The 13,094-nt window shown below is 50.7% G+C and carries 11 protein-coding genes and 1 tRNA gene; 1 reads left to right on the top strand and 11 read right to left on the bottom strand.

All coding sequences use genetic code 11. The features are described from left to right. Nucleotides 1–7: 7 nt before the first annotated feature. From MRY86_RS00700 to fbp, 11 genes are all read right to left on the bottom strand, one after another. On the bottom strand, nt 8–1,756 hold the full coding sequence (locus MRY86_RS00700; RefSeq protein ID WP_293564294.1) for a potassium transporter TrkG: 1,749 nt from the start codon (nt 1,754–1,756) through the stop codon (nt 8–10). Continuing rightward, nucleotides 1,756–4,593 carry a UPF0182 family protein gene (locus MRY86_RS00695; protein ID WP_293570944.1) on the bottom strand — a complete coding sequence of 946 codons (2,838 nt, stop codon included), beginning with the start codon at nt 4,591–4,593 and terminating at the stop codon, nt 1,756–1,758. Before MRY86_RS00695 ends, MRY86_RS00700 begins: the two co-directional genes overlap by 1 nt. Before the next feature lie 120 nt (nt 4,594–4,713). Further along, complete coding sequence (locus MRY86_RS00690) at nt 4,714–6,435, bottom strand: solute carrier family 26 protein (RefSeq protein WP_293563515.1); 1,722 nt, start codon at nt 6,433–6,435, stop codon at nt 4,714–4,716. A gap of 159 nt (nt 6,436–6,594) precedes the next feature. Beyond that, nucleotides 6,595–7,248, bottom strand: coding sequence for a Crp/Fnr family transcriptional regulator (locus tag MRY86_RS00685; protein ID WP_044229088.1), 654 nt, complete (start codon nt 7,246–7,248; stop codon nt 6,595–6,597). 3 nt (nt 7,249–7,251) lie between these two features. After that, the gene (locus MRY86_RS00680) at nt 7,252–7,431 is read right to left on the bottom strand and encodes a hypothetical protein (protein ID WP_044229086.1); all 180 of its coding nucleotides are present in this window, start codon (nt 7,429–7,431) and stop codon (nt 7,252–7,254) included. 2 nt (nt 7,432–7,433) lie between these two features. Further along, nucleotides 7,434–8,033: a class I SAM-dependent methyltransferase gene (locus tag MRY86_RS00675; RefSeq protein WP_293566931.1), complete on the bottom strand. Its 600-nt coding sequence runs from the start codon at nt 8,031–8,033 to the stop codon at nt 7,434–7,436. Between the two features lie 103 nt (nt 8,034–8,136). Then, entirely contained in the window at nt 8,137–8,454 is a 318-nt protein-coding gene (locus MRY86_RS00670; protein WP_044229337.1) for a rhodanese-like domain-containing protein, read from the bottom strand. Nucleotides 8,455–8,551: 97 nt separating this feature from the next. Further along, the gene (locus MRY86_RS00665; RefSeq protein ID WP_293566932.1) at nt 8,552–8,866 is read right to left on the bottom strand and encodes a metalloregulator ArsR/SmtB family transcription factor; all 315 of its coding nucleotides are present in this window, start codon (nt 8,864–8,866) and stop codon (nt 8,552–8,554) included. Nucleotides 8,867–9,168: 302 nt separating this feature from the next. After that, nucleotides 9,169–9,486 (bottom strand): hypothetical protein, encoded by a 318-nt coding sequence (locus MRY86_RS00660; protein WP_293566933.1) that lies wholly within the window; start codon nt 9,484–9,486, stop codon nt 9,169–9,171. A gap of 380 nt (nt 9,487–9,866) precedes the next feature. After that, nucleotides 9,867–9,953: transfer RNA gene (locus tag MRY86_RS00655), tRNA-Leu, on the bottom strand. A 113-nt stretch (nt 9,954–10,066) separates the two neighbouring features. Next, complete coding sequence (fbp, locus tag MRY86_RS00650) at nt 10,067–11,080, bottom strand: class 1 fructose-bisphosphatase (protein ID WP_293566934.1); 1,014 nt, start codon at nt 11,078–11,080, stop codon at nt 10,067–10,069. 118 nt (nt 11,081–11,198) lie between these two features. Between fbp and MRY86_RS00645 the strand changes: the two genes are divergently transcribed. Beyond that, a complete protein-coding gene (locus MRY86_RS00645) occupies nt 11,199–13,040 on the top strand; it encodes an ABC transporter ATP-binding protein (RefSeq protein ID WP_293566935.1) in 1,842 nt (613 codons plus the stop codon). Nucleotides 13,041–13,094: the final 54 nt, after the last annotated feature.

Below are 13,094 nucleotides of genomic sequence, written 5' to 3'. Positions count from 1 at the left end.
CTGAGCATTAATTGATGAAAATATCTTCCTCCGGATACCGGGCAGGGTCGTGCTGCTCCTTGGCCCACTGACGCGCCAGTCCGGTGAGGAAGGTGAGAAACCCCACCCGCCCGATAAACATGGTTGCGATAAGCGTAAACTTGCCGGGGTCTGATAGTTGCTCTGTGATACCCATGCTCAGCCCTACAGTACAGTAGGCGGAGACGCATTCAAATACGATGGGCATCAGCGCGATACCTGGCTCAAAGTGATGTAGCAAAAATACGGGTATCCCAATTCCGGGCAGGGAGAGCATGATGATGGCCAGAGCCCGGTTTAGTGCACTGCCCGGCACGCTTCGCCAGCCCAGTACAATTCGATTCCGGCCCAGCACCTGCTGCCAGATGTTGAGCAGGGCTATCCCAAAAGTGGTGGTTTTGATGCCGCCACCGGTAGACCCCGGGGAGGCGCCCACCCACATCAGCAAAATCAGCAAAAGCAAGGTAGGGCCGGCGAGGCTGCCTGTGTCAAAGGAATTGAAACCGGCCGTCCGCGCCGTAACGGAACCGAAAAAAGCGGTCGCCCATTGCCCAAATGAGCTTTGGTCGCTGAGGCTGTTGGTGCCTTCGAGAAAGTAAAATCCGAGCGTGCCGCCTACTAGCAGTGCCGTAGTGGTCCGCAGCACCAGCTTATCGTTGGTGGAAAGTAGGGGCAAAGAGGCCGGGATAGCCCGGTCAGCGCGATTAATCAACCGGTAAAAATAGTACCGCAGGGCTTCCCCCATGTATTGCAGGTAGCCAATGATGGTGTTGAACCCTATGCCTCCCAAAATAATCAGGGCAGCAATCGTTAAGTGGACGCCATATTGCATCCGGAAGGTCTCTTCGTACAGCGATTGGGGCAGGGTAGAAAAACCGGCATTGCAAAAAGCAGATATGGCGTGAAAGATGGCAAACCAGGCCCGATTACCGTCCGGGGCACTCCCGGTTGCCAGGCCACCGTAAATAAGCAATGCCCCGATACCCTCTGCCACAAAGGTGAATACGAGGATGCGGACCAACAGACCTTTAGTGCCTTCAATCGTGCGGCTGTTGATCATGTCCTGCAGCATCAGCCGGTTGCGGAAAGAGCCGAAGCTGCGGAAGAACAATCCGAATACATTGGTAAACGTCAGCATGCCCAGCCCGCCTAGCTGCAGGAGCACCAGAATGAATGCCTGCCCGGTCAGGGTGAAATCTTCCCCCGTGGTCAGCACGGTCAGCCCGGTTACGCAAACGGCACTCGTGGCCGTAAACAGGGCATCTATCAGGGAGATGTCCTCTTTGGCAGACTGCGGCAGGAGTAGCAGCAGCGTGCCCAGCCCAATCAATACTGCGAAGCTGCTGACAAAGATAAGGGCTGGGTGCATGCGCCGGGTTTCTATCCGGAATAGCCGTTCGATCATCAGGGTCAGGGAAAGGAGCAAAACCAGTAGGCGCACCAGCCAGTAAGCCTGCAAAGGAAATACCTGTACCAGACTCAGTAAACTGAAAACCATAACCAGTAACCCTGAAATCAATAAAGCGATCCGTGTGTTGCGTCTGAAAAGCAGCGGCCCCGGATGCCTGCCCAGGCTGTACCCGGTTTCAAGTGCCAGTAAGCCACCAAAAAGGGCATATATCCCCCGCTCATAAGCAAAGGCCTGCCCGTAGCCGTATTCCCAAACCAGTATTCCCAACATGCCAAGGGCAAGGATGGTAACGCCAAGGTCAATGATATAGTAGGCGGACCACTTCATTATTGGTCTTGCGATTGCTGATTGAGGTCTTCCAGGGCGCGCTGAAGGTCATTCAGGGCTTGAGCAGCGGCTTCAAACCGCCCTTCTCCGGTCGCGTTCTGGTAGCGTTGGAAGGCTTCCCGGGCGCTTGAGATACCTGACTGAATGCTCGTACCTTCCTCATAGGCTGCAGAGGAGGGGGCACCACTCTGATCCGTTGACGCAGCCGTATCGAAGAGCCCCGCCAGTGCTTCGTCAAAGGTCTCAGCGTAACTGAGCTGATCGTTGTGCATGATGCAGACCAGGCGCAACTCGGGATAAGCAGCGGTCTCAGCCTGAAGGTAGATGGGCTCGACGTACACAATCGTTTCTGCAACCGGGATGGCCAGCACATTGCCCCGGATGACTCTTGATCCCCTTTGGTCCCAAAGCGAGAGCTGACCGGACAGGTAGCTGTTTTGGTCGATTTTGGTTTCCACCTGCTGCGGGCCTAACACCCGTTTTTCTTTTGGGAAATTATAGGCTAAGAACCGGCCATACTGCCCCGGGTCGCAAAGCCCGGCGATCCAACCGATGGATACCTGCCGGTTTTTGGGGGTAAAGGGGAGGATAAGCGAAAAGCCCGCTTCCTCACTATTCGGAGGCTGCCACATAATATAGTAAGGCTCTACCGGCTGAACGCTGCCGTAGTACTTTTCAGTCGCTCGTATCCACAGGTCTTCCTGATTGTAAAAAACCTCAGGGTCATTCATGTGGTATTTGGCATAGACCAGCCCCTGAGTCAGCAGGTAGTCGACCGGATAGCGGATGTGGGCCTGCAGCGCTTCCGGCATATTACTCCTGGGCTGAAACATGCCCGGGAGAATCTTGTCCCAGACTTTTAAAATAGCGTCGTCCTCGTCAAAAGTGTAAAAATCAACGGCACCGGTGAAAGCATTGACAGTCACCTTGACCGGGTTGCGCAGGTAGTTTTGCCCGTCAAAGTCAGAACGGTGGCCTATTTTCAGTTGTTCCTGTGCTTCTCCTTCCTTGTACTGTATCCGCTCGGTGGCATTGTAAGGGGCTGAATAGGGAAAATAGGAAGACGTGGTGTAAGCATCAATCATCCAGTACAGCTGCCCATCCGCATTGACGATGTAGGGGTCCTGGTCGAGTTGGAGGAATGGAGCGAGTGCCCTGACCCGCCTTTTGATATCCCGCCGGAATAAGATCCGGCTATCCCTGGTCGGATAGGAGCTGAGCAACAGTTTGAATTCTCCCATTTTGTAGGCATAGAGAAACTTGCGCCAGGCACTCGACAATTCTACACCACCTTGTCCGCTATAACTGTAGTATTCGTTTTGATCGCCCTGCGGATAATCAAATTCGGGCTCACTGCTGTTGACGACAACGTAGTCATCGGTGAGCTCTCCGTAGTAAATCCGAGGCTGCTCCACTTTAAGAGATGGGTATTTGCTTTCCGGTGGGATGTTTTTGACCAGGAAATTAGGCAGGCCTTCGGAAGTAAAATCAGCAACGGTGGTTTGGGCAATGCCGTGACCGTGCGTGTATTTGAAAACTTCATTGACGAAAGTCTGGCTTTTATCCGGTAGGTTGGATGCCCTCATCTCACGGGCGGAGATCATGACCTGCCGGTAGCCATCGTCGTAGCGGTACCGGTCGATGTCAACATCGTTGAACTCGTAGTACAGGCGGATTTCCTGAAACTGTTTCAGTACTGCATCCAATGCGCGCCAGTCCCAAAGCCGGATGTTGTTGAAAATGGTGGGGTTGTCCTGAACCATGTCCCGGCTGAAGGAGTCCCGCACAGGGAATTCCCGGCTTTCCACCTCATTCAGCCCGAAGCCAAAGCGGGTGTATTCGATATTATGCCCGATGTAAGGCTTCTCGTATGAAATTTCGTTGGGCTCCACCCGGAAGCTTTGGTAGGCGCCGGGCAAAACATTTAGCGCGATCAACCAAAAGGCCGCTACCATTGCAGCTGTACTCCCGATTACATAAAGCGGATCACCTGCTTTGCGCATGCCCAATCGGAAAAGCAGGTGCTGCAGCGCCTCCCGAATAGCCGGAATCAATAAGCTGAGCCCTGCCAGTGCCGTAAATACCAGCGTGGTAGAAAGGGCAGGCAGCACAATATGTACGTCTGTCCATCCAGGGCCAGACACCGTGCCCAGGTCTGAAAAAAGCAAGTGGAAACGGTCCAGGTAAATTCCTCCGGCTAGGACGAGGAGCAGCAATGCGGCATTCACAAACAGCATTCGGCGGGAGGCTTTGCCCCTGGCGTTGTCTGATTGGTAAAGCTTGATGCTGCGCCCCTCCTGATAGAATTCATACCGCCCGGCAACGGTCATGCCCAGGGCTAGCAGTACCAACATAAAGAGGAAATTGTAGAGCCCGTCTAAAAAGGGTAGAGTGAAGAGATAAAAACTGCCTTCTACCCCCAGGATTGGATCAGAGATGCCCACAGTAGCCTGATACCAAAATTTCAGAAAGCTGCTCCAGTTGGCAAACCCCCAGGCGGCTCCCAGTAGCGTTCCTGCAATCAGTACGCCGCGCCGCAACCACTTTTTTGAAGCGGGCAGGTGGTGCGACAAAAGTGCCAGCAGCCCAAGCCCCGACAGCGCTCCAGCTACCACAAACAGGGACTCAGCCAGAAATAACGTCCAGAAGCGGTCGTTGTACCCCAGCTCATCAAACCAGATTTTCTCGCCCCAGAAATCCAGGAAACGAAACAATAAGATCGTGCTGAGAATAAGGCTGATACCCAATGTCTTCTGACCACTACCTTCCACTTGCCGGCTCCGGTAAATGAAGAAAACGCCAAGGCCGGTCAGTAGCACAAAAATTAAGGTAAACATGGAGGCTTTTCTGATTAAGCGCACGCAGGGGGACAGATGTTTACCCGTTACCGCCTAATAAAAAAGCGCCCGGACCAAAAATGATCAGGGCGCTTCTTCGGAAGCAGATCGTTAGATTTTTTAATCCAGGTTCGTCTGCAGCACATAATCTTTATACCGCTGCGGATTTTTCTCATCAAAATTGTCCACCGCAGTCTGAATGTGCATGAAGAACTTGTCCTTGCCCAGCTTCTCATCGAAGTGCCCTTTTTGCAGGGTGTCGCGAAGGGGCCCTTTCACGCTCGTCATATAGAATTCGATATTCAGGGAGGCCAGGAACGCGCGAATCTCCTCCAGGGCATGCAGCCCGCTACTGTCTGCGCTGTTGATGCTGTTGGCATCAAGTATTAAAAGCTTAAGCTTGTCCTTGCGGCGTTCCACTTCGGCCTCTATAGCTTCCTTGAAGAAGTTGACGTTGGCGAAGTACAGGCGCGCATCGAAGCGCATGATGAGGATGTCCTCCCGTTGCTCCAGGTTATCGAAGCGGTTGATGTTCTTGTAGTGGTCTTCGCCGGGTATGCGGCCCAGTACGGCGAAGTGAGGCATGGTGGTGCGGAAAATAACCACACCAAGCGACAGGGCCACACCGATAAGGATACCTTGCTCAATGCCAAGGGAAAGCGTACCAACGAAGGTGGCGATGAGCATCCAAAAGTCTGCCCGGTCGGTAGTCCAAAGGTGCTTGGCTTCCTTAAAGTCGATCAGCCCAAAAACCGCAACCATAATGACAGATGCCAGAATAGCCTTAGGCAAGTAATAGAATAGTGGCGTGAGGAAAAGCAAGGTCAGTGCAATGAGTACCGCGCTAATGATGGCAGCCAGCCCGGTTTTAGCGCCTGCCTGATCATTGACCGCAGTACGGCTGAATCCGCCGGTTACAGGGTAGGATTGGAACAAAGAGCCAAAGATGTTGGCTGCACCAAGCCCAATCAGCTCCTGATTAGCTGATACCTTATAATTTTTGTGTTTGGCCTGAATGGCTTTGGCTACCGCAATGCTTTCCATAAAGCTGACCAGAGCAATTGTCAGTGCGATAGGCAGCAGAGCGGAAAAATCTTCACCTGAGAATGTCGGAATAACGAAAGAGGGTAATCCCTCAGGAACAGTCCCCACTATCTTAACGCCTTGATCCACCAGTCCCAAACCATATACCGCAGCTATACCAAACACTACAGCCAACAGTGGCCCGGGAATGGCTTTGTTGATTTTTTTCACGCCTTTGATTAGCAAAATACCTCCAATACCTACGCCGAAGGTATACCAGTTAACTTCTCCAAATTGTTGTATGGCGTTGAGAAGGATTTCGTGCACGTGGTGGCTTCTTGGGATATTAACCCCCAGCAGGTGCTTGAGCTGAGACAGCCCAATAATCAATGCCGCCGCTGAGGTAAAGCCGCTTATGACCGGGTGGGAAAGGAAGTTGACCAGAAACCCAAGCCGGAAAACGCCGAGCAGGAATTGAATGACACCCACAAAGAGGGCCAATGCAACAGCCAGCATAATATAGGTCTCTGTGCCCCCGTCCGCTAGAGCGCCAATACCCGCTGCAGTCAGGAGGGAGACCATCGCTACCGGGCCTACCGCCAGCTGACGGGAAGTACCCAGGATCGCATAAATGATCAAAGGGATCGTGGAGGCATACAAGCCATAAATCGGCGGCAGGCCAGCAATCATCGCATAGGCCATGCCCTGAGGGATGAGCATGACGCCGACGGTCAGACCTGCCGATAAATCGCCCTGCAGGTTGCTTGTCTTGTAATTTGGAAGCCAGTCGAGAATGGGCAGAAAGTCTTTAATTCGCATCGCGGAGAACTATTTTGAATTTGTCAAATGCGGCTTGACAAACGCTTGTTAACAATTGGCGGCTCAACGATACAAAAGTCTGCCTTTTTACCGGGGCTTGCAGTGACGAACATCACAATAAATGTTTTCTTACCTTCTCAGACTGGCTTTTCGGAGGAATCATAATAGTTCTATACGGTTGCGTCCAAGCTGCACGACACCATCCTTTTCCAGCTGTTTCAGTAGCCGGGAGATGGCTTCTCTTGAGGCATTCAGGTCGTAGGCGATTTCCTGGTGGGTGGCATTTAGGGTCCGGCTGTTGTTGGCTTCGGCTTTCTGCTCCAGGTAATCCATCAGGCGTTCGTCCATCTTTTTGAAGGCGATGCTGTCGATGGTGCGCACCAATTCCAGCATACGGTTGTCATAGGAGGTCATCACGAAATTCTTCCAGCTAGGGTACCGGCTCATCCACTCATCCATAAAACGGGTGGGGATGCCGATCAGGGTGGTATCCTCTTCGGCTACCGTGCGGATTTCGCTCTTTTTGTCCATGAGGCAGCAGGTAAAGGACATGGAGCAGGTTTCTCCGGGCTTCAGATAATAGAGGAACAGTTCATTACCTTCCTCGTCTTCCCGGGATACTTTGATGCTGCCCTTGATGATCAGGGGCATAATTTTGACGTAGGCACCAAAATCCATGATGAGCGATCCGGCTTTGAAATGCATGATCGTTCCTTCATCCGCGATGGCATCCTGCAGGTTGCGCTCAGCTAGCTGAGGGTAGTGCTGACGAATGAGCGACAGGATTTCTGGCCTTGCCTTTTCTGTGATCATAAGTTAGTGGTCTTTTGCTTCTAGTTTTGCTTCGATTTGCTTCAGCCGTTCTTCCAGCTGCAGCAGTTTATCCAGGATAATGATGTGTGTCTTCTTGGCATCGATGCCTACCGGGCTTTGATCACTGTGGATTTCTTTGGCGATATCATCGAAGGTGGATTGGGCTACTTTCAGGCTTTCCATATCTATTGGTGTTTGGTTGCGCGAATTCGAACAGTCTCGGCTGGCCCATGATGGTAGGGGCCTTCCTCTAAAATAACACGTTGCCGGGAAATCTGGTCGAGTGAAAGAGATGCAAAGTCGGTTTCCAGCTCCTCCAGGCTAAACAGCATGGCTTCCTGCTTTGGGCCACCGGAATTCAGGGGGAGCTGTTCCTTGTGAAAGGCTTCCAACAGTAGCTTGCCGCCGGGCCGCAGCGCAGTGATGCAAGCCGCGTGCAGTTGTTGTCGAAGTGCTGGTGGCAGGTGTACAAAAAACAAGGCAATAAGGTCGTACTCCTTACGCTCAAAGGGGAAGCTTTCTATGGAAGCAACTTGGTACTGCAGGGTTACCTGATAGGCTTGGGCCAGGCTCAGCGCTTTTTGCCGGGCTGCACTACTGTAATCAAAGGCTTCCACTGACCAGCCAAGTTGGGCAGCGTAAACGGCATTACGACCTTCCCCTTCTGCCGGAAAGAGGGCATGTCCCGGCTCAAAATGTTCTAATTCGGCCCGGAGAAAAGTGTTTGGTGCTTTGCCGTAGGCATATTCTTCCGCTGAGTAGCGTTTTTCCCAGAATTCTTTCATCTGTGGTTTTAACTTTCAAAATTTTTAAGCACAACCGGATTGGAAGCGATCCATTCTCCCGTACAAAAAAGTGCCTTTGCCATAGTCATCCCGACAATTACGGCTACTGCTCAAATTCCTGAACTTCCTTTCGGCCGCCTTGCAGGTAAGCAATTTGCTTGAAACCCCGCCGGGCCATAAGAGCGGCAGCTAAAGGTGCTCTTTTGCCACCGTCGTCGTACAGAAAATAGGGCCGCAGCCGGTCAAGAGTTTCGATTTCCTCATCGAAGGTGTCGCTGAGATAATCTATGTTCATGGCCTGGTCCATCAATTTGTCCCTCCGAATCTCCCGAGGTGTGCGCAGGTCGATCAGGACAGCATCTGACGTAAGTGCCAGTTCCACCATGAACAAATCCGCAGGCAGCGAACGGTAAGGTGCCATAATAATAAGTTTGAAAGTCGAATATAGTTTGTTTTGTTCATGTAAAAAACAAAAAGAAAAGGCATTATGCCGGTTGGCCAATGCTTAGTAGCGCATTTTACATATTGCAATTGCAGTTCTCCAGGCAGGAGATGATAGAAGAGACATCACGCTCTTTAAGAGTGTATAGCATGCTGCGACCATCCCGTTCGGCATGAAGGATGCCTTTGAGGCGCATATTTTGGAGGTGATGAGAAGTTAGGGATTGTTCTGATCCAAGCATGGTGCAGATTTCAGAAACGGAAAGCTGAGAATGTTGCTCCAAGAGATGCACGATGCCTAACCTGAGCGGGTGGGCAACCGTTTTTAAAATGAAAGCAATGCGTTCCAGCTTTTCAGCTTCTTTTTTACCGATTGTTTTTTTGTCTGGCATGGTTTCAATGGTGTGAGGTGATAAAGCGTGTGGTGGGGTCCACTCCTGGATATACGCATTAAGAAGTGGTCACCGATGATAAATGTCGGGTCATTAATCCAGACATCCATCGTCTGGAATCTTGGATTTGCGACATCGCCCATTGACGAAGCGTCGCTTGTCAAGACAGGCCGCTGATGAAGTCAAGCTTATCAGGGCAAGCGCAAACCACTTCCCAGCGTAAATACTGACGATTAAGAAACGCAACTATTGGTGCTTAGTTGAAGCAGGCAAGTAAAAAATCTATAAAAAAGGTAGGGATTCTATCTTTTGAGCCAGGTTTTAATCCGGTCCTTGATGGTACCGCCCTTAGTAACGGTAAAGCTTCGGATACCGGAAACCTGCCCCAGGGTTATCCACGCATTATAACGTCCCGAGGGTAATTTGCCCAGGCGTATGGGCGCTTTGTGGGGCCCAGGTTCTAAGGTGGTTTTGTGCGTGCGGAAGGTTTTACCCTGCTCATTCAGGACGTCTACAATAAGTTGACTCCCCTCTGCACAAAAGCAATGCAGGTACGCGACAACAGACGGTGTCTCTTCTACCTGTAAAAAACCGATTTTAGTTTCTGGAACTTTCTTCATCTATTGTCTGATAAATCTGCACGATTGCAAGCCAAAAGGCTTAAATCTTGGTTGTTGAGTTAAGACGATACCTCTGTTGTTTAGTCACATCGTTGGCAAAAAGCAGGAATAAAATGGAAACACTTGAAAGTTTACTCTTGCTCTGCTTATTGATTGAAGGCACAGTTGAAACGAGTACAGCGACCCTGTTTTTCATAGTGCCAGGCTCAGGTGTTGTGCAGGAGTGTCAGGAAAGTGAAGCGTGCGTGTCTAAAGCTTTTTAATAAAGCCTTTCTTCTGACTATTTTGTGCTTGATGCGGTAAAATTACTTTTTTTTCGGGTAAAATCCAATATTAAGTAAGGACATAAAAAAGCCTGACTGTCATCGACAATCAGGCTTTGGTGCCCAGAACAGGAGTCGAACCTGCACATCCATAAGGACACTACCCCCTCAAGGTAGCGCGTCTACCAATTCCGCCATCTGGGCATGGAGCAGTAGCGCTTATTTTTAAAGCGATGCAAATATACACTTCTGGTCTTTACAAAAGCAAGGTTTTACAGCATTTTTTTTGATCGCTTTTTTCACCCCCCATTGACTTGTCAACCATTAAACACAGGAGTGGCACTGTACCGTTCCACAAAAGCTTTCATCTCATCAACCATACCCGGTGACCCAATGGCAATCGTAGCACGCTGGTGGAGGTGGTTGACCTCAAGCTCCAGAATGCGTTCCAGCTGGCAGGTGATGGCTTTGCCACCAGCCTGTTCCACGATGTAAGCCAGCGGGTTGCACTCGTACACCAGCCTGAGCTTTCCCTGTGGGTATTTTCGAGTGTTTGGGTAAAGAAAAATGCCACCCTGAAAGAGAATACGATGAATGTCAGAGACCATAGACCCGATGTAGCGCAACCGCAGGTTTAGGTCAGAACAGTGATCGATATACCGGCGCATCTCTACATCAAACTTCAGGTAGTAGCCCTGATTGACAGAGTAATAGTTTCCGCGGTCCGGTATTTGAATATCGGTATGGCTCAGACAGAACTCTCCGATTGTGGGGTCCAGGGTGAATCCGTTGACCCCCCGGCCTGTCGTGTAAACCAATAAGGTAGAGGTGCCATAAAGCACATAGCCGGCTGCGACCAGGTCCAGGCCTTTCTGTAGAAAGTCTTCCACTTCGACGGTGGATTCAGCGTCGCTGAGACGGCGGTAGATTCCAAAAATGGTCCCTACAGAAACGTTGACATCAATGTTGGAAGACCCATCCAGGGGATCAAACACCACGACATACTTGGAGGCCTTGGAAGCTACAGAGTTGATGGGGATGATGTCTTCCAGTTCTTCAGAAGCGACCCCACAGCATTCTCCGCTGTTTTTCAGGCAGTCGATCAGCTTTTCGTTGGCGTAAAGGTCGAGTTTCTGGACGGTGTCGCCGGAGGCATTTTCTTCCCGGGCTTCACCAAGGATGTTGACCAGCCCGGCTTTGTTGACTTCGCGGTTGACAATTTTGGCAGCCACGCCAATATCGCGCAGCAGTCCGGTCAATTCTCCGGAAGCATAGGGGAAATCTTTTTGCCTTCGGATGATAAATTCATCTAAGGTGACGATTCGGCTCATAATTCGGATATTTGTGGTTAGGAAGGGTAAATATAAAAACTGAGCCGGAGTAAAGAGGTGACAAATGGCATTAAATCAGCCCGGACTGTGAGGGCCAAGTCAACCAATCCGCTAATCAATGGTTTACAAAGGGTACCAGAAAGAAGCCAGACCGCACGTGAAGCAATTAGCCTATCTTAATAAGTTTTTTTTCCGCTACAAGAAGCATTTTCTTCTGGGGATCCTTTTTGTGTCCCTGTCCAACTATTTCCGGGTGCTGCAGCCGCAGATGATCCGGGAAGCGCTGGATCTGGTCGTGGAAAATATTGGTTTATTTGGCCTGCTGAATGGCTTTGAGCTACAGCCTAAACTGTACAGCATTCTGGGCAGGTCGCTGCTTTATTTCGGTGTGCTGGTGTTGTTGTTCGCCTTGCTGATGGGGATTTTTATGTATTTCATGCGGCAGACGATCATCGTTATGTCCCGCCTGATCGAATACGACATGCGCAAAGAGATTTTCCAGAAATACGAAGACCTCAGCATGGCTTTTTACAAGCGGAACAAGACCGGGGATATGATGTCGCGCATTACCGAGGACGTTTCAAAAGTGCGCATGTACCTGGGGCCCGCAATTTTGTATGGCATCAACCTGGTTTCGCTTTTTGTGCTCGTAATTTACTCCATGTTGCAAGTAAATGTCGAACTGACGCTATATGCCCTTGCCCCTCTGCCGATATTGTCGGTATCCATATATTATGTCAGTAACCTGATCAATAAAAAAAGCGAGGTCATTCAGCAGCAGCTGGCTCATCTGAATACGAATGCTCAGGAGATCTATTCCGGCATCCGGGTCGTCAAATCCTATGTGCAGGAAGTGCCTATGTTGTCCTTTTTCCGCAAGGAGAGCGATATTTACCGGGACAAAGCCCTCGACCTCGCTAAAGTAAACGCCTTCTTTTACCCACTTATGGTCCTGTTGATTGGTGCGAGTACGGTCATCACCGTTTATATTGGCGGCTTGCAGGTGGTTCGTGGTTCGATTAGCACGGGCAATATTGCTGAATTTGTTATCTACGTCAATATGCTGACCTGGCCGGTTACAGCTATCGGCTGGATTGCTTCTATCATTCAACAGGCAGCAGCTTCCCAAAAGCGGATCAATGAATTTTTGAGCCTTGAACCGGAAATAACGAATCACACCGACACAAAAACCGATGAGATCCGTGGAAACATTGCCTTTGACCGCGTTTCTTTTGTCTACCCGGATACGGGGACACAGGCGCTGAAAGATGTCAGCTTTGAGCTGAAGGCGGGGCAGAAAATGGCCATTATTGGCAAAACGGGGTCCGGAAAGTCCACCATCGCCGACCTGCTGGTCCGTATGTACGACGTGGAGCAGGGGCGGATTACGGTGGATGGCAAGGATGTCAGGGACCACAACCTCTTTCAGCTGCGCCGTGCAGTAGGGTATGTACCTCAGGATGTTTTCCTGTTTTCTGATACCATCGCCCACAATATAGCTTTTGGCAAGCGGGATGCCAGCCGGGAAGAGGTGGAAGAGTACGCCCGCTATGCTGCTGTGCATGACGACATTATGGAACTGTCTAACGGCTTCGATACCTTTGTGGGCGAGAGGGGGGTGACCCTCTCTGGAGGGCAGAAGCAGCGGGTTTCCATTGCCAGGGCTTTCCTGAAGCAGCCTGATATTGTCTTATTGGATGATTGCCTGTCGGCGGTGGATACCAAAACCGAGCAGCAAATTCTGGGCTATCTCTCCGGCGCCCTGTCCAATAAAACCGCAATTATAATTACGCACCGGATTTACTCCTTGCTGGAATTCGATAAAATCCTGGTCCTTGAGGATGGCCGGATTGCTGAATCCGGTACTCATGATGAACTGATTAAGATGGGCGGCTACTATTCGGAAATGGTAGAAAAGCAGCGCCTGGAAGAAGTCGATGAAGGCGCGCCCGCCCGTTGATTAAAGTCACTCTTTTTGTTGATTATCCGCAGTGCTTTTTTGGCCTGAGACCAT

It is taken from the genome of Phaeodactylibacter sp., from assembly GCF_022763345.1.
Classification (GTDB): domain Bacteria; phylum Bacteroidota; class Bacteroidia; order Chitinophagales; family Saprospiraceae; genus Phaeodactylibacter.
This window is presented reverse-complemented; position numbering and strand designations above follow the sequence as displayed.